This window comes from Actinotalea alkalitolerans (genome assembly GCF_023369855.1).
GTDB lineage: Bacteria > Actinomycetota > Actinomycetes > Actinomycetales > Cellulomonadaceae > Actinotalea.
The window spans coordinates 81,502-98,964 of record NZ_JAMBPP010000006.1; the positions used below are offsets into that span (position 1 = coordinate 81,502).

Annotated in this window: 15 protein-coding genes; 8 read left to right on the forward strand and 7 right to left on the reverse strand. The window is 71.0% G+C overall.

Going from position 1 to position 17,463, the window contains the following annotated elements:
• The first annotated feature begins 15 nt into the window (after window positions 1-15).
• The 3 genes from M1R94_RS08950 (at window position 16) to M1R94_RS08960 (ending at window position 2,468) form a co-directional block, all read left to right on the forward strand.
• Complete coding sequence (locus M1R94_RS08950; RefSeq protein ID WP_249381345.1) at window positions 16-1,245, forward strand: MFS transporter; 1,230 nt, start codon at window positions 16-18, stop codon at window positions 1,243-1,245.
• An 84-nt stretch (window positions 1,246-1,329) separates the two neighbouring features.
• Window positions 1,330-1,878 (forward strand): type 1 glutamine amidotransferase domain-containing protein, encoded by a 549-nt coding sequence (locus M1R94_RS08955; protein WP_249381346.1) that lies wholly within the window; start codon window positions 1,330-1,332, stop codon window positions 1,876-1,878.
• Window positions 1,879-1,964: 86 nt separating this feature from the next.
• Complete coding sequence (locus tag M1R94_RS08960; protein WP_249381347.1) at window positions 1,965-2,468, forward strand: GNAT family N-acetyltransferase; 504 nt, start codon at window positions 1,965-1,967, stop codon at window positions 2,466-2,468.
• Between the two features lie 9 nt (window positions 2,469-2,477).
• Here the strand turns inward: M1R94_RS08960 and M1R94_RS08965 are convergent, their stop codons facing one another.
• Together M1R94_RS08965 and M1R94_RS08970 are read right to left on the reverse strand one after the other, a co-directional pair.
• Window positions 2,478-2,882: a hypothetical protein gene (locus M1R94_RS08965; RefSeq protein ID WP_249381348.1), complete on the reverse strand. Its 405-nt coding sequence runs from the start codon at window positions 2,880-2,882 to the stop codon at window positions 2,478-2,480.
• 87 nt (window positions 2,883-2,969) lie between these two features.
• Window positions 2,970-3,692, reverse strand: coding sequence for a DNA alkylation repair protein (locus tag M1R94_RS08970; RefSeq protein ID WP_249381349.1), 723 nt, complete (start codon window positions 3,690-3,692; stop codon window positions 2,970-2,972).
• 178 nt (window positions 3,693-3,870) lie between these two features.
• On the opposite strand from M1R94_RS08970, the gene M1R94_RS08975 reads away from it, so the two are divergent.
• The gene (locus M1R94_RS08975) at window positions 3,871-4,677 is read left to right on the forward strand and encodes a class I SAM-dependent methyltransferase (protein WP_249381350.1); all 807 of its coding nucleotides are present in this window, start codon (window positions 3,871-3,873) and stop codon (window positions 4,675-4,677) included.
• On the opposite strand, the gene M1R94_RS08980 is transcribed toward M1R94_RS08975, so the two are convergent.
• From M1R94_RS08980 to M1R94_RS08990, 3 genes are all read right to left on the reverse strand, one after another.
• A complete protein-coding gene (locus M1R94_RS08980) occupies window positions 4,635-5,750 on the reverse strand; it encodes a glycosyltransferase family 4 protein (protein ID WP_308199896.1) in 1,116 nt (371 codons plus the stop codon). The genes M1R94_RS08975 and M1R94_RS08980 overlap by 43 nt on opposite strands.
• Window positions 5,751-6,010: 260 nt before the next feature.
• On the reverse strand, window positions 6,011-6,355 hold the full coding sequence (locus M1R94_RS08985; RefSeq protein WP_249381351.1) for a putative quinol monooxygenase: 345 nt from the start codon (window positions 6,353-6,355) through the stop codon (window positions 6,011-6,013).
• Window positions 6,356-6,388: 33 nt separating this feature from the next.
• Window positions 6,389-6,745 (reverse strand): zinc ribbon domain-containing protein YjdM, encoded by a 357-nt coding sequence (locus M1R94_RS08990; protein ID WP_249381352.1) that lies wholly within the window; start codon window positions 6,743-6,745, stop codon window positions 6,389-6,391.
• 126 nt (window positions 6,746-6,871) lie between these two features.
• Between M1R94_RS08990 and M1R94_RS08995 the strand changes: the two genes are divergently transcribed.
• Complete coding sequence (locus M1R94_RS08995) at window positions 6,872-9,319, forward strand: glycoside hydrolase family 65 protein (protein WP_249381353.1); 2,448 nt, start codon at window positions 6,872-6,874, stop codon at window positions 9,317-9,319.
• Between the two features lie 46 nt (window positions 9,320-9,365).
• On the opposite strand, the gene M1R94_RS09000 is transcribed toward M1R94_RS08995, so the two are convergent.
• Window positions 9,366-10,394, reverse strand: coding sequence for a hypothetical protein (locus M1R94_RS09000; RefSeq protein WP_249381354.1), 1,029 nt, complete (start codon window positions 10,392-10,394; stop codon window positions 9,366-9,368).
• Window positions 10,391-11,005, reverse strand: a complete 615-nt coding sequence (locus M1R94_RS09005; RefSeq protein ID WP_249381355.1) for a SigE family RNA polymerase sigma factor — start codon at window positions 11,003-11,005, stop codon at window positions 10,391-10,393. Before M1R94_RS09005 ends, M1R94_RS09000 begins: the two co-directional genes overlap by 4 nt.
• Before the next feature lie 330 nt (window positions 11,006-11,335).
• Between M1R94_RS09005 and M1R94_RS09010 the strand changes: the two genes are divergently transcribed.
• The 3 genes from M1R94_RS09010 to M1R94_RS09020 all read left to right on the forward strand — a co-directional run bounded on the left by M1R94_RS09010 (window position 11,336) and on the right by M1R94_RS09020 (window position 17,421).
• Window positions 11,336-13,744, forward strand: coding sequence for a glycoside hydrolase family 3 N-terminal domain-containing protein (locus M1R94_RS09010; RefSeq protein ID WP_249381356.1), 2,409 nt, complete (start codon window positions 11,336-11,338; stop codon window positions 13,742-13,744).
• Window positions 13,745-13,887: 143 nt separating this feature from the next.
• Entirely contained in the window at window positions 13,888-14,298 is a 411-nt protein-coding gene (locus tag M1R94_RS09015) for a hypothetical protein (protein WP_249381357.1), read from the forward strand.
• 138 nt (window positions 14,299-14,436) lie between these two features.
• Entirely contained in the window at window positions 14,437-17,421 is a 2,985-nt protein-coding gene (locus tag M1R94_RS09020; protein WP_249381358.1) for a glycoside hydrolase family 3 C-terminal domain-containing protein, read from the forward strand.
• Window positions 17,422-17,463: the final 42 nt, after the last annotated feature.

Consider the following 17,463-nt stretch of genomic DNA (forward strand, 5'->3'; position numbering starts at 1 on the left):
GACGAGCCTTGCTCCATGTCCACACGTCGCACCTCCCTCGCCCCGGCTCCCGACGCCGCGCCGGAACGGCTGCTGACCCGTCCGTTCGTCCTGCTGACGCTCGGCGACCTCGCGTACTTCACGGCCGAAGGCGTCGCCATCTACGCCCTGCCCTTCTACGTCACCGGACCCGTGGGATCAGACAAGGCAGGCGCAGGTCTGGCGTTCGGGGCGTTCGCCGTCACAGCACTCGTGCTGCGTCCCTGGGCGGGGCGCCTCAGCGACACCGGCGGACGTCGACCGCTCCTCGTGGGTGGCGCCCTGCTGTGCGCGCTGTCCATGGCCCTGACCGCCCACGTCGACACCCTGGCGCTCGTCGTCGTGCTCCGGATGCTCCTGGGTGTCGCGGAGGCCGCGTTCCTGGTCGCCTCGTTCGCGGCCCTCGCCGACCTGGCGCCCGCGAGCCGGCTGGGTGAGGCGCTCAGCTACAACTCGCTCGGGCTGTACCTGCGCCTGGCCCTCGGGCCCCCGCTCGGGGAGATCATCGTGACCACGGTGGGCTTCACCGCTGCCTGGTGGGGAGCCGCGGCACTGGCGCTGGTCGCCGCTGCCGTGGTGGCCCGCATCGGTGAGACCCGGTCACCGCGTCGCGCCGAGGACGGCGCGAGGCCGCCCCTCCTTCTCCGCAAGGCGCTCCCGCCCTCGCTGGGCTTCTTCGCCTCGGTCTTCGCGATGGGAGGGTTCCTCGCCTTCGCCTCGCTGCACGCCGCTGCCATCGGGCTCGGCAGCACGAGCGTCCCGCTGCTCGTGTACGGCTCGGTCGTGGTGACGTGCCGCATCGCTTTCGCCAAGGTCCCCGACCGACTGCCGTCCCTGCCCCTGGGAGCCGCGGCACTGGTCGCGATCGCGACAGGCCTGACCCTCATGGCGATCTGGCAGACCCCAGCGGGAATGACGGCCGGGACTGCCGTGATGGCCGTGGGCGTCTCGTTCAGCACCCCGGCGTTCTTCTCCGCGGTGTTCGCCACGGTCGAGCCGAGCGAGCGCGGCGCCGCCTCCGGGACCATGAGCGCGTTCCTCGACCTCGGGATCGGTGCCGGACCGATCCTCCTCGGCGTGGTGGCCCAGAGCGTCGGCCTCCCGTGGATGTTCGGCGCCGCCGCCGCCGTCGCGCTCATGGGGAGCACGTGGACGCTCTCCCTGGCCTCCAGGACATGCCGTGTCACACGCGTTCGACCACGAGCCTCGACCGCCGATGTCCCCTGAGGCCTCGGTCCGTGCGGGTGCCGCGCGGCGCGAGTCGACATACCGTCGAAAAGGACCGCACATCCTTCGACAGGAGGCACCCGCATGGCACACCTCACCGGCAAGACCGTCGCGTTCCTCGCCACGAACGGCTTCGAGGACAGCGAGCTCACCAGCCCGTGGCAGGCCGTGACCGATCACGGCGCGACCGCGGTGCTCGTCTCGACCGAGACCGGCACGATCAGCGGCAAGAACGGGCACGAGGCGCAGGTCGACCGCACCACCGCTGACGTCAGCGCTGCGGACCTCGACGCGCTCGTGCTGCCCGGCGGGGTCGCGAACGGGGACAAGATCCGCATGGACGAGAAGGCGGTCGCCCTCGTGCGTGACGTCTTCGCCCAGCACAAGCCCGTGGGCGTCATCTGCCACGGCGGCTGGATCCTCACGGACGCCGACGTCGTGCGTGGCCGGACGCTCACCTCCTACCCGAGCCTGAAGACGGACCTGCGCAACGCGGGTGCGACCTGGGTCGACGAGGAAGTCGTCGTCGACGCCGGGCTGGTCAGCAGCCGGGTCCCCGACGACCTGCCGGCCTTCAACGACAAGCTCGTCGAGGAGATCGCCGAGGGCAAGCACGCGGGGCAGACCGCCTGACCGGCCTCCGGTGCCGGCCCGCTGTCGGGCCGGCACCGGTGCTCGGCGGCCTTCTCCTGCGTCTGCCGAGGCAGTTGACTGGTGGGGTGACGTTCACCGCGATGCCGACCGAGCTCGCGACCGAGCGGTTCGTCCTGACGCCCGAAGAGCTCGATGACGCGCCGTGGCTCGCTGACCTGTTCACCGCACGGGGTGGCGGCACCGTCACGACGGCCGAGGCCCGCACGCGGGTACGGGCGATGCACGAGCTGACGAGCGCATGTGGCATCGGCGCCTACGTGCTGCGACCCAGGGACGGGGGAGCGCCCGTCGGCTACGCCGCGATCGTGATCGGCCGCGGCACGGTCGCAGAGCCCGAGATCGCGTACGAGATCCTGCCCGACGCCCAGGGGAACGGGTACGCCACCGAGGCGGCGAGCGTGGTGCTCACCGCCGCCTACGCCACAGGCCGCCGACGGATCTGGGCGACCATCCGCCCGTGGAACGCGGCCTCGTTGCGGGTCCTGGACAAGCTGGGTGGCTTCCAGCAGGTGCGCGCGACCTCCGACGAGGAGGGGCCGATCCGCTGGTACGCGCGTCAGGAGTCGTGATCGTCGGGCTCAGCCGTCGAGGCTGCCGGAGGGCGAGGTCACGACGTCCTGGGAGATCCACGCCGTGATGTTCGGGTTCTTGGGCGAGAACACCACGCGGAAGGTGTCCGTCGGTGAGGTCTCCGCGGGCAGCTCGATGCTCGTTCGACCGCGACGTGACACTGGTCGCGTGTCGAGAGTCTCCCAGTTCCCATCAGGGTCACGCCGCTGCAGGCTCGCACCACCGGGCAGCGCGGTCAGGAGCAGGAGCATGGTCGGGCCCTGCTGCTGCAGCGAGGTCGTGGCGGCGCGTTCGCGGTCCTTGCGGCTCACCGCACCGATGGGTGCCGCGACGCCGAACGAGGGGCTCATGCCGGCGCCCGAGCTCATCGGCACCGAGACCGCGGTGGTCGCGCGTTCCTCCTGACGGTCCATGAGTACCCTCCACCTCGGCGTGGTCCCGGCGCGCACCTGCCGACGCTGTGCTTCGAACCTAGCGCGGTCCGCTCCTTGCCGTGCGGCTCAGGGATCGCGGGTCTGGTTGTCGCGGTGGGCCGACAGGTATGCGGCTCGCTCATCGGGCTCGAGCTTCTCGACCGCCGCGCGCAGCATGGCCCGGGGCATGGTGGCCGTGTGCTCGCCGAGGAAGGCCAGCAGCGCCGGCCGGTCGACCTGGCCGGCGTAGCGCAGCATCCAGCCGGTGCCCTTGTGGACCAGGTCGTACGGGTCGTCGACGAGCAGGCGGGCGATGGCCAGGGTCTCGGCCACCTGTCCGTGCTTGAGGAAGGCGGCCGTGGCGACGATCGCGCTGCGGCGCTGCGGCCAGGCGTCGGACCGTGCCAGGGCGTAGAGCGGGTCGCGGGGACGGTCGAGCAGCCAGGTGCCGAGCACCTGGTGGGCCGCCAGGTCGACCAGGTCCCAGTCGTCGATGCGGTCGTGGCGCCGCAGGTACAGGTCGTAGAGGCCGTGCTGCCGCTCAGGGGTGACGCGCTTGTGCGTCGCGGACTTGCCCATGACGGAGCACGCGCCCGCACGGTCCTCGTGGACGGGACTCTCGAGCAACGCCTCGATCTCCGTCAGGGGCATCGCCAGGAACTCCTTCGCGAGGGCGAACACCGCGCCCATCCGGACCCCGATGAACGACTCGTCGCCGGGGAAGTACCGGCGGTAGGCTTCGCGCTGCTCCGGGCGCGCCTGAGCCCACAACCGCGCCTGGAAGGTCGCGGCGTCCAGGTCACCTGTCATCGTCCTCGTCCTGCCGCGCGGCGTCGGGGGTGCAGGTCGCGAGCACCTTTCGTCACTCATGCTGCCGGGGTGCAACCGACCCGGTCATCACATCAGACCCCGGGACCTCAGGGAACTCATCGGCCCGCCAGCGTCCGGGCCGAGGACGAGCGCCGCCGGGCTCGCTAGGGTCGATCGGGTGGGGGAGCCGTCGGGAGCAGCGCCGGGCGCGGTCGGGAGCCTGAGCGTCGCCGCGGGCTCCGGGATCACGCGCGGACCCGGCTTCGAGCGTGCGCGCCACGAGACGGTCCGCTACCACGACGAGCTCTACGCGCAGGCCGACCTCGGGGTGCCCGGCACGTGGCTCGCGCGCCCGCACCCCCTGGTCACCTGGAGCCTGGACCTGGTGCGGGGCCGGGGGTCGATGGTCGCCTACGACCTGGGAGCGGGGGTGGGTCGCCACACGATCCCGATAGCCAGGGCCCTCGGGGTGGGGTCCCGGGTGGTCGCGGTGGACTTGCTCGACGGCGCGATCCGTCGGCTGCGGACCAACGCCGCCCGGGCGGGCGTGGGCCCGATGGTCACGACCTCCAGGTGCGACCTCGAGGCGTTCCGCCCCCGTGCCCCGGCTGGGCTGGTGGTGATCTTCTCCGCCTTGGAGCACCTGGCCGGCGGTGCGGTCGTGGCGCAGGTGCTGTCCCGGATGCAGGCCGTGACCCGGCCCGGCGGGATGCACGTCCTGGGGGTGCTCTGCGACCGGACCGAGGTCTGCGCCGGGCGGGAGCGTCCGGCGCTCGTCGAGCTCGCGTGGACCTCCGACCAGGCCCTGGCCGCCCTCGACGTCCAGTACGAGGGGTGGCAGGTCCTGCGCCGGGAGCTGGTCCCCTCGACGATCACCGAGACCCGGGACGGCCAGACGCACCAGCTGCGGTCCACGCTCGTGCAGTACGTCGCCGAGCGTCCTCAACGCCTCGGGGCCGCGACCTCGGAGGTGGCCCGCTCGTAGTGGCGCAGCAGCTGGTCGCAGACCACCGGCCAGGTCCGCGCCCGCACGGCGAGGTGAGCAGCGCGGCCCATGGCGACCCGCTTGGCCTGGTCGCCCGCCAGGTCGGCGACGTGCGCCCGCAGGGCAGCAAGATCACCCGGAGGGTAGAGCCAGCCGGTGCGGCTGTGGTCCACGAGGTTGCGGAGCCCTCCCGCGCCGACGGCGACGACGGGCACGGCGCTGGCCATCGCCTCCTGGGCTGCCTGGCAGAACGTCTCGAACGGGCCGGTGTGCACCATGACGTCGAGGCTGGCCACCGCTCGTGACAGGTCCGGTCCGGACAGCGACCCGGTGAAGTGCGCTGCGGGCAGGCGCCGCTCGAGCCGCTCCCGCTCCGGCCCGTCTCCGATCACGACGACCTGGACCCCGGGCAGGTCCGAGAGCACGTCGAGGTCCTCGACCTGCTTCTCGGCGGCCAGCCTGCCGACGAAGCCGACGAGCACGTCGCCGACGGGGCTGACCCGGGCCCGCAGGCCGGCGTCACGGTGCGCCGGTGAGAAGGTTGCGGTGTCCACGCCGCGCGGCCAGACCTCGACGCGAGGGATGTCATGGCGCACGAGCTCGTGTGCGGCGGTCGGCGAGGGCGCGAGCGTGAGCCGGGCCCGCTCGTGGACCGACCGGATGTGGCGCCACGCCGAGCTCGACGCCGCGGTGAGCCCGTACCTGCGGGCGAAACCGGCGACGTCGGTCTGGTAGATCGCGACGACCGGGATGCCGAGCGACGCGGCGACCCGCGTCACGGGTCCACCGAGGGCGAAGGGCGACGCGAGATGGAGGACGTCGGGCCGGAAGGCCGCGAGCTCGCGGGGCAGGGAGCCTGCCAGGACGGCGGGAACGGGCACCGGGACCCGGACGTGACGGTGACCGGGCACGCCGATGGAGGGCAGGTTCACGACGTCGAAGCCCTCGCACACCGGGGGCGGGTCGCCCAGCGCGAACACCCGCGCGCTGTGGCCCGTCCGGCTCAGGTGGCGCAGCACCTGAAGCACCGAACCCGTCACGCCGTTGATCGAGGGCAGAAACGTCTCGGACACCACGGCGACCTTCACGCCCGCATCAGATCAGCGTGATCTGCCCGTCAGGGGTGTCCGGGGAGTCCCGCACGAGACGCCCGGGTGAACCCTGTGCGGCGCGGCGACCCCGTCCCTCGGCGACGTCGCCGGGGGAGTACCGGCGGTAGGCCTCGCGCTGCTCCGGTCTGGCCTGGTGCGCAAGCGCGCCCGGTCTGGCCTGGTGCGCAAGCGCGCCTGGAAGGTCGCGGCGTCCAGCTCACCGGTCATGGGTCGCGCCCGCCTCAGACGGGGTCCGGCCGCTCGGACCCGGTCGGGAGGTCCGCCACTCCGGTCGCGGTCACCAGGTGCAGGCGCTGGACCTCGAGGCTCGTGACGTTCTCGTCGAGCGAGTCGAGGAAGCGCCTGGTCGTGGGCTGTGACTCGTGCTCGTCCAGGGCCTCCTGGCTCGCGTAGAGCTCGTAGAAGACACGGACGTCGGGTTCGCCCTCGAGAGCGTGCACGGCGTAGACCACGGTGCGGGGCTCGTGCGCGGCGATGCCCGCGACCGTCTCGCGCATCAGCGCGTCGAACGCCTCGGCTCGTCCGGGCCTGAGCGTGAACCGGACCACCAGGCCGAGCTGGGACATCTGATCCTCCTCCGTTCGGTCCGTGCCTGCCCGTTAGCCCGTCACCTTCTTGACCACGGAGGACTTGAGCTGCATGGCCCCGAAGCCGTCGACCTTGCAGTCGATGTCGTGGCCGTCCACCCCGTCGACCAGTCGGATGTTGCGGACCTTGGTACCGGCCTTGATCGGCGTCGGGTTCCCCTTGACCTTCAGGCTCGTGACCACGGTCACCGTGTCGCCGTCGGCCAGCGGGTTGCCGACGGCATCCTTCACGACGGTTCGCGGGGCCTCCTCCACGGGTTCGTCGCCTCCCTCCCACTCGTGCCCGCACTCGGGGCACACGAGCAGGGCACCCAGCTCGTAGGTGTACCCGCTCGAGCACGCGGGGCACGGGGGCAGGGGGTCGGTCACGTCAGCAACGATAGCGATCGCCGCCCCGAGCGGGAGGACGGCCGATGGGCAGACACGTGTCGCCGCACGGGTCCATGCTGGGACCGGGCGTTCGTCTCGCCAGCCCCTGACCACAGGGAGGACGGCATGACCGAGTGGTCCTTCGTCTACGACGGCTTCGACCCCGAGCAGGAGGGGCGCCGCGAGACGCTGTGCGCCCTCGGCAACGGGTACCTGGTCACCCGTGGCGCCGCGGCGGACAGCATCGCCGACGGGGTCCACTACCCCGGCACGTACCTGGCCGGCGGCTACGACCGGCTGGTCACCACCGTTGCCGGCCGGGAGGTCGAGAACGAGGACCTGGTGAACCTGCCGAACTGGCTGGTGCTGAGGATCCGCATCGAGGACGACGACTGGATCCGTCCCGGTCAGGTCGAGCTGCTCACCCATCGTCAGGAGCTGGACCTGCGCCACGGGACGCTGCTGCGGACCGTGCGCATGCGGGATGTCGAGGGCCGGGTCACGCGGTGGGAGGAGCGGCGGATCGTCGCCATGCACGACAAGCACCTCGCGGGACTCACGGTGGAGGTGACGCCGGAGAACTGGTCCGGCTGGCTGACCGTCCGCTCCGCGCTCGACGGCGCGGTGGTCAACGGGGGTGTCGAGCGCTACGCCGCGCTCGACGGGCGCCACCTGGAGACGGTCACCACGGCCTCCGACGGAGCCGACGTCATCCTGCTGCGGAGCCGGATGCGGCAGTCCCGCCGCGAGGTCGCGGAGGCGGCGCGGCTGCGGTTCTTCGCCGAGGGGCAGCCCCTCGAACCTGAGCGGCACACCGAGCGCGGCGAGGACGAGGTCGCCCAGGTCGCCACCGTGCACGTGTCCGAGGGTTCACCTGTGGTGATCGAGAAGCTCGTCGCCGTGTACGCGTCCGGGGACGCCGCGACGTCGGAGCCCGGCGTGGACGCGACCGCGGCCGTCAGACGGCTCGGGCGCTTCGACGACGTGCTGGCCGAGCACCGGCTCGCCTGGCGGCACCTGTGGGAGGAGTGCGACCTGCAGGCGCTGACCCGGTGGGACCAGGCGGTCAACCTCCAGCTGAGGCTGCACATCTTCCACCTGCTGCAGACCGTCTGCTACAACTCGATCGACCTCGATGTGGGCGTGCCACCCCGGGGATGGCACGGCGAGGCCTACCGCGCCCACATCATGTGGGACGAGCTGTACATCCTGCCCTTCCTCAACCTGCGCATCCCGGCGGTCAGCCGGGCGCTCCTCACGCACCGTTACCACCGCATGCCCCAGGCCCGCCTGGCGGCGCGCGCGGCCGGGTTCAAGGGCGCGATGTTCCCCTGGCAGAGCGGCAGCACCGGCCGCGAGGAGAGCCAGCAGCTGCACCTCAACCCTCTCTCCGGACGCTGGGTCGCCGACAGCTCCTACCGCCAGCGCCACATCGGCGCTGCGGTCGCCTACAACGTGTGGCAGTACTACCAGGCGACCGACGACCAGGACTTCCTCTACTACTACGGCGCGGAGATGCTCCTGGAGATCGCACGGTTCTGGGCCAGCATCGCGACCCGCAACCCGGTCGACGGCCGGTACGACATCCGCGGGGTCATGGGCCCGGACGAGTTCCACGTCGCCTACCCGGGCAAGGACCCGTCACGTGAGGGTGGGCTCGACAACAACGCGTACACCAACGTCATGGCGTCCTGGACGATGGCGCGGGCGCTCGACGTGATGGCTCTGCTGCCGGACGAACGTTCCCGCCGGATCAGGGAGACCATCGGGCTCGACGACGACGAGGTGGCGTCCTTCGACGAGATCGGTCGCATGCTCCGCGTCCCCTTCCACGACGACGGCATCATCAGCCAGTTCGAGGGGTACGAGGACCTCGACGAGCTCGACTGGGATGCGGTGCGGACGCGCCATGGCGACATCCAGCGGCTCGACCGCGTCCTCGAGGTCGACGGCGACACCCCGGACCGCTACAAGGTGTCCAAGCAGGCGGACGTCCTCATGCTCTTCTACCTCTTCTCGGCCGAGGAGCTCGGACACATCTTCGAACGGCTCGGGTACCACCTGGACCACGCCACCATCCGCAAGAACATCGACTACTACATCGAACGCACCTCGCACGGCTCGACGCTGAGCCTGGTCGTCCACTCCTGGGTCCTGGCGCGCTACGACCGGCCACGGTCGGGGGACCTGTTCCGTCAGGCACTGCGCAGTGACATCGACGACCTCCAGGGCGGGACCACGCGGGAGGGCATCCACCTCGGTGCGATGGCGAGCACCGTCGACCTCATGCAGCGCTGCTACACGGGGCTCGACCTGCGCGGGAACATCCTTCACCTCGACCCGAACCTGCCCCGGGACATCGAGCGCCTGACCACGCACATCCGCTACCGCCGTCAGATCCTGGATCTCGACATCAACCACGAGTGGGCGCGCCTGACCAGCCGGGCGTTCACCTCGACCCCCATCACCATCGCCTACCGGGGTGAGATCCGGGAGATCAGCCCCGGTCAGGAGCTCAGCTTCCACCTGGTCCCGCCCGGCGCCGACGCCTCGACGCGGTCGGGGCCCCACTGATCGAGGGTGGTGATCCCCGCCTGGGCAGGCCCTGAGGGGTGCAGCGTCACCCGGACGCGGCGGGAGTCGCAGGGGTCTCCAGTGCGGGCGCTCCGGTGAGGACCGTGAACACCCCCCAGAGCGCCGTCGCGTCCGTGCGCTCGCGGACCAGCCGGTAGGACCCCTCCTCGAGCGCGGGCAGCGCGACGGGGGAGCCCCACTCCACCCCCAGGTCGGTCTCGCGCTCCTGGACGGGCACGTCGACCACGTCGAGCCACTGCCTGCCGTCCCACCGCTGGACGAGGGCGGACGGGTCCAGACCCGTGTCGACCTCCTCGATGTCCTCCGCGGTGAGTGTGCCGTCGGCTCCTGCGGGTACCTGAGTCACCACCCGGGCGAGACCGCCCTCGGGCGGGACCAGCACCGGGTCGACGGTCAGCCGCACGTCGTCCTGTGCCGGCAGCGGCGGCGCGGCAGGCGCGCCGGTGCGGACCTCGAAGACCCCCGCGGCGACGCCCTTCTCGAGCGCCGCACGCTGCACGAGCCGGTACCAGCCGTCGGCGAGCCCCTCGGTGCTCAGCACCGTGGCAGGTGCCGGGGTGCCGGGGACGGCCCCGAGCCCGATGCCCTCGACGGCGTCGAGCCTGTCCATCACTGTCCCGACGCACTCCCACTCCACCAGGCACAGGTGCGCGAACCCGGCCCGTCGCCACTGGGCGCCGTCCCAGCGGTCGACCTCCGCATCGACACCGAAGGTCAGGTCGTTCGCCTCGCCGGCCACGAGCACGGCCGTGACGACGTCGCCGGGCGCGACAGCCCCCGGGACCACCTGGACGGCGACGGGTCGGGTCTGCTCGGGCGGTGGCGGGGTGCTGACCGCGGGAGCGAAGCCTCTGCCCTCGGGCCGTACGAGCAGCACGACGGCCAGGACGACGGCGACCACGCCCAGGCCGGCCGCCGCGCGGGCGGTCGCCCGACGGCGCCGTCCGCGCCTGACGACCGGGTCGGGGTCGACGAGGATCACCGGTGCGACCTCCTCGAACCGTCTGCGCAGGTCCTCGGCCCGGTCGGCCGGCGGGCTCGGGTGCTCGGTCATCGTGCGCTCCCCTCGGGGATCGAGGTCGCCGTACCCGTGGGCTCCGCGAGCAGGTCCCGCAGGCGTGCGAGCCCGCGGGACGCGGTGGACTTGACGGTGCCGAGGGACACGCCCAGCTCGGCGGCCGTCTCCGCCTCGCTCAGCCCCAGCAGGTGCCGCAGGACGACGACCCGCCGCTGCTGGGTGGGCAGCGCCCGCAGTGCGTGGCCGAGCCTGTCCCGCTCGGCCCGCGCCGCGGAGCCGTCGTCGGCGGCAGGGTCGGGCATCGCGAGGGGAGCCGTGAGGGTCTCGCGGCGATCCTTGCGCCAGCTGTCGATGCGTGAGTTCGTCAGGATGCGACGGGTGTAGGCGACCGGGTCGCCGCCGCCCAGGCGTCCCCAGGCGAGGTAGGTGCGCAGCAGGGCGTGCTGCAGGAGGTCCTCGGCGCGCACCGGGTCGCCGCACAGGTACCAGGCCGCTCGCCCGAGCTCGGGTGACGCGGCGCGGACGAAGGCGGCGAACTCGGCGTCCGGGTCGGCTCGCCCGTCAGGCACCACGACGGTGTCCTCGACCGTGGCGGTCGCGGGTGCACGGGGCGGCGTCGACGTGCCGGTACCCCTCGAACCCCTCATGACCCTTCAACGGATGAACCTGCCGAATGGTTGAGTCGCCCGACGGAACCGGACGACCGGCCGGCGGGGGCTAACGCCGTGTTTCGAGCAGGTTGTGCGCCCAGGACGACAGGTTGTGCACCGCACGCCCACCAGCCCGCGCCGGGCTGCTTGAGTCATGGCGAAGTCACCCCGGACGGGGGGGCACGCACCGGCATCGCCGGGGTGTTCCTTCCGACCAGGGCCCCACTGCACGACCGAACCGCTGATCAGACCGGGTAGGGGCAGCCCCGTCCGTTCGTCGTCCGGTGGCAGCACTCGGACCGCACCACTCGAAGAGGAGACAGAGCGATGAAGCTTGGTCAGATGTCAACCGCGGAGAGGCGGCTGGCGAGGCGCGTCCCGTCGGCCGGGATCGCCGCCTTCGCCGGGCTCACGGCCATCGCGCTCGTGGGATGCACCCCGAGCACGTCGGATCCCGACCCGGCCACCGCCGAGGCCTACGTCGAGCGTGAGGTCACCGACGGCACCACCACCTTCATGGTCGTCGACAACCCCGGTGACGGTGCGACGCTGTCGTACGGTGCCGACAGCGGTGTCACCCTGCTCGAGGAGGAGGTCGACGGTTCGACCTACGCGTTCAAGGACATGAACGCCAACGGCGAGCTCGACGTCTGGGAGGACTGGCGGCTCGACGCCCAGGAGCGGGCCGCAGACCTCGCCGAGGACCTGTCGATCGAGCAGATCGCGGGTCTCATGCTGTGGAGCTCCCACGAGCGCTCCCCTGCGGACGGCCTGACCGACCCCCAGAAGACGTACCTGTCGGAGTCCAACCTGCGCAACGTGCTGAACGCCGCGGGCAGCGACGCGGCCACGACGGTCCCGTGGGTGAACGAGATGCAGGCGTACGTCGAGACCCTGGCGACGGCGGACACCCCCTACGTCCCGGTCAACTTCAGCTCCGACCCGCGATCGACCGCGGGCTCGGGCGGCTACAACGCCGAGGGCGCGGACATCTCCCGATGGCCCTCGAGCCTGGGCCTGGCGGCGACGTTCAACCCCGACCACACCGCGAGGTTCGGCGAGATGTCCTCGGCCGAGTACCGCGCGCTGGGCATCACCACGGCGCTCAGCCCGCAGATCGACCTCGCCACCGAGCCGCGCTGGCTGCGGGTCGGCGGCACCTTCGGTGAGGACGCCGCGCAGAACACCGAGCTCGCAGCGGCCTACGTCGACGGGTTCCAGGGCACCGGCGGCGAGGACGTGTGGGGTTCCGAGTCCGTCAACGCCATGATCAAGCACTGGGCCGGCGACGGTCCGGGCGAGGGCGGTCGTGAGGGCCACACGAACGCCGGGAAGTACGGCGTCTACCCGGGGGACAACCTCGCGGGGCACACCGAGGCCTTCCTCGGCTCGCCGAGGTCCGCGGCCGTGATGACCGCCTACTCGATCGCGCTGGACGGCGACGGCGAGCCCCTCTTCGAGGACCGCGCCGGCGCCGCGTACGACTCCGGACGGATGGCCATCCTCCGCGAGGACAACGGCTACGAGGGCGTCGTGGTCACCGACTGGGGCGTCATGAGCGGCTCCAACGACGAAGGAGCCTTCTTCGGCATGGCGTGGGGCGCCGAGGAGCTGACCCCCGCCGAGCGCTACTTCGAGGTCCTGGCGACCGGGCACGACATGTTCGGTGGTGTCAACGACGCGACGTACATCCTCGAGGGGTACGACGTCTGGCAGGAGCGCTTCGACGCCGGTGAGGTCGAGGTGGACGCCGACACCCGCTTCCGGGAGTCCGGTACCCGCATCCTCACCATGCTCTTCAACCCGGGCCTGTACGAGAGTGCGTTCCTGGACCCCGAGGAGTCCGCGGCGATCCTGGCCAGCGCAGACAAGGTCGAGGCGGGCTACTCCGCGCAGCTCGACTCGGTGGTGCTGGTCAAGAACGACGGCCAGACCGTCACGGCCACCGAGGCCGACGACTGGTCCGAGATGACCGTCTACATCCCGCGGTCCTACAACACCGGGTTCGCGAGCGCGTTCGGACCTCCCGAGTACTCCGAGGCCCCCAGCCTGACCATCGAGGTCGCGGAGCAGTACTTCGCCGCCGTCCTCACCGACGAGGCCGAGATGGACGAGAACGACCAGGTCATCTCGTACACCGCTCCCGACCTCAGCGACGTCGACATCGTCCTGGTGGGCATGAACAGCCCGGACAACGGCGGCAACTTCTCCAACATCGGGCACGACACCGAGTCGGGCCAGTGGTACCCGCTCTCGCTGCAGTACCGCCCGTACACCGCCGACGGAGAGAACGTCCGTCAGGTGTCCATCTCGGGTGACCTGCTCGAGGACGGCTCCCAGGAGAACCGCTCCTACTTCGGCAACACCTCGCGGATCGCCAACGAGGCCGACCTGGACGCGTTCGAGCGTGCCGTGGCGGCCGTCGCGGCCAGCGGCAAGGACATCCCGGTGATCACCGTCCTCAAGGCGATCAACCCCGTCGTCCCGACCGAGTTCGAGGCCGCCTCCGACGCGATCGTCGTCGGCTTCGGCACGAGCGACCAGGCGCTGATCGAGGTGGCGCTGGGCATGTACGAGCCCCAGGGCCGTCTGCCGATCCAGTTCCCGGCCGACATGGACACCGTCGAGGCACAGCTCGAGGACGTCGCGAAGGACATGACGCCCTACACGGACTCGCTCGGCAACGTCTACGACTACGGCTTCGGCCTGAACCACTCGGGTGTGATCGCCGACTGACACGGCACCTCGGGGTGGCCGGCAGCGCACGCGGCCGGCCACCCCGGGCTCCGACGGGCGGTCCTGACCACCACCTGTGCGAGCCTCGGTGCGCCTCACCGGCCACGGGGTTGTCCCGCGGCCAGATCTCAGAAGGAGCAGATGTGAAGAACAACAAGGTGCTGACCACCGGCCTCGGGCTGATGATCGCCGTCACCGGCGCCTTCGGGCTCACCGCGTGCTCGAGCGACGACGGCGGCTCGGGGGGCTCGTCGGAGAGCACCCCGAGCGACGTCGACGTCGCGGACGACCTCGAGAACGCCCGGCAGGCAGTCGCCGACGCGCTCGCCGAGGACGACAGCTGGGCCCAGATCATGCTGGCCAGCGACGTCAGCGCACCGACGGTCAAGTACGGGCTGCTCGTCGTCCCCTACGAGTACTCCGAGGCGGCCTCCCGCGTCCAGGGGACCATCACGATCGACGACGGCGACTTCACGATCGACGCCGACTCGGCGGCCACGGACCAGACCTGGCGGATCGACCAGGACGGCACCCTCACCGAGGTGACGGACTAGCAGTCCCGGTACCTCGCTCGTCCGGTCCGGATCAGACCGAGTGCCCGCCCAGCCGCGCCCTGGGCGGGCGGGCACTCGCTCCTCGGCCCCGACACCGCGCGATCTTCGATCGCCGGCCCGCACCCAAGGAGAGATGCAGTGAACGCCAGACCGCAGAAGAACGCCGATCGCGTGAAGACGCCCATGTCGAACAGGAAGTACCTGTCGATCTGGGTCCCCGTGCTGGCCACGGTGACCGCGCTGGGCGTCGTCGCGAACGTGGGGCTCGTCGTCGCCGGAGGGTGGGTCGCGTCCCAGTTCGGATCCGGCACGTACACCTTCACCAACGCCGAGGCGGCTGCGGAGTGGGACACCGAGTACAACCGGTCCGAGCTCGCGAGCATCGAGGAGGTCGACGAGGCCGCCAAGGCGCTCGTCGAGGAGATCTCCGGTGGCGGCATCGTCCTGGCCAAGAACGAGGCGGGCGCGCTGCCCCTGGCCCCGAGCTCGCGGGTCACGATGCTCGGTCGCGCGGCTGCCGACCCGGTCTTCGGCGGATCCGGCTCGGGCTCGGTCGACACGAACTCGGCGGTCACCGTGCGAGGCGGGCTCGAGAACGCCGGCTTCGAGATCAACGACCAGGTGTACGGCGTCATGGAGGCGTTCGCGGCGCAGGCACCCCGGGGCCACATCGAGATGGACAACCCCGGGGCCTCCAACTACTACATCGGTGAGCTACCTGTCGGTGACTACGAGGCGCAGCAGTCGTCGTTCGCGAACTACCCCGACGCCGCCGTCGTCGTCATCGGCCGCCCCGGTGGTGAGGGCGGCGACCTCACCCAGGACATGACCGACTGGGACGCCAACGCCGTGCCCGGACAGCACCAGCTCGAGCTCAACCAGGACGAGCGTGACCTGGTCGACCTGGCGAAGGCCTCCTTCGAGACCGTGGTCGTCGTGGTCAACTCCTCGACGACGATCGAGATGGGCGTGCTCCAGGACGACCCCGAGGTCGACGCGATCCTGCTGGCCGGCTCGCCGGGCGCGACCGGGTTCAACGCCCTCGGGAGCATCCTCAGCGGAGAGGTCAACCCGTCGGGTCGTACCTCGGACCTGTGGGCCGCGGACTTCACGGCCGACCCCACCTTCGCCAACTTCGGCGAGTTCGTGTACGAGAACCTCGACGTCTCGTTCCCGGTCTCCACGGTCGAGCGGGCGACGTCGAACGCCACCGTGACCTCCGACGCGCCGTTCGTGAACTACGCCGAGGGCATCTACATCGGGTACCGCTACTACGAGACCGCGGCGGCCGAAGGGTTCATCGACTACGAGGAGGCGGTCGTGTACCCGTTCGGGTACGGGCTGAGCTACACGGACTTCACGTGGCAGGTCACCGACACCCAGGCGGGTGCGGTCGACGGTGTGATCTCCGTGACGGTCGAGGTCACCAACACCGGTGACGTCGCGGGCAAGGACGTCGTCGAGCTGTACTACACCGCGCCCTACACGCCCGGCGGGATCGAGAAGGCCGAGGTCGTGCTCGGTGGCTTCGCCAAGACGGGCCTGCTCGAGCCCGGGGCGAGCGAGAGCGTCACCGTGGAGCTCGTCGTCGAGGACATGGCGTCCTACGACCACCTGGGCAACCGGGCGTACGTCCTTGAGGCAGGCGACTACCTGATCAGCCTGCGCACCGACTCGCACACCGTGGCCGCGCAGACCGAGCCGATCACCTACACGGTCGACTCCGACGTCGTGTACTCGGGGGAGGGGCACCGCACCAGTGACCTCGCCGAGGTCACCAACCAGTTCGACGACGTCTCGGCGCAGTTCGTCACCGAGCCCGAGGGGGGCAAGATCCTGTCGATGTCCCGGGCGGACTTCGCCGGGACGTTCCCGACGGCTCCCACGCCGGACCTCTACGTCGCGGACCAGGCGGTCGCGGACGGGTTCGCCGCATGGGACCACGAGGCGGCGGCGTCCGGGTTCGAGGGTGAGATGCCCACGACGGGCGACCGGTCGGATGTGACGCTCATCGACATGCGTGGCCTGGCCAAGGACGACCCGCAGTGGGACGTGCTCCTGGACTCCCTCACGGTCGGCGAGATGACCGACCTGCTCCTCAACGGCGCCTACCAGACGGCGGCGATCGAGTCGATCGCCAAGCCGCAGACGCTCGAGCCGGACGGCCCGGCCGGCTTCTCCTCGTTCATCAACTCCTCGATCAACGGCGTCGCCTACCCGTCCCAGTTCCTCATCGCCCAGACCTGGGACGTCGAGCTCGGCGCGGCCATGGGGCGCATGCTCGGGGACGAGGCGCTCCAGAAGGGGATCAACGGCTGGTACGCGCCGGGGGTCAACCTGCACCGCTCGCCGTTCGGGGGCCGCAACTTCGAGTACTACTCGGAGGACCCCTACCTCTCGGGCACGATGCTCACCGCGGTCGCGAACGGGGTCGCCGAGAAGGGCGTCTACACGCTCATCAAGCACTTCGCGATGAACGAGCAGGAGACGAACAGGGTCAACAACGGCATCGCCACCTGGGCGACCGAGCAGACCATCCGTGAGCTGTACCTCAAGCCGTTCGAGCTGGGTGTCAAGAACATCTCGATGGATGTGGAGTACGTCTCCGACGAGGACGGCACGATCTCGCAGACGAGCGTCGGTGCGGGCGGCATCATGAGCTCCTTCAACCGGATCGGTGCCACCTGGGCCGGCGGATCACCCGCCCTCATGTCGAGCGTGCTCCGCGACGAGTGGGGCTTCGAGGGCTTCGCGATCTCCGACTTCAACCTGTACCCGTACATGAACCCCAACGAGGGCATCGACGCGGGGACCGACCTGACCCTGACGTTCCAGCCGTCGAAGTCGTTCGGGGACACCTCGTCGGCCAAGGCGGTCGGCGATATCCGGAACGCGACCCACAACATCCTGTTCACGGTCGCCAACTCCAACGCCATGGACGGTCTCGCCCCGGGGGCGACGGTCACCTACACGCCGCCCACCTGGGTCTACGTCCAGATCGTGGCCTCGATCGTGCTCGGTCTCCTGGTGGTCCTCGGCATCGTCATGGTGTGGCGTCGAGTGCGCCGCCATCGCACCGTGCCCGTGGTCGGCTCCGGCCCGCGTCGGGGCGCCCAGGCCTGAGCGGGTGCCGGGCCCGCCCCGACGGGCCCGGCACCGCAGGCC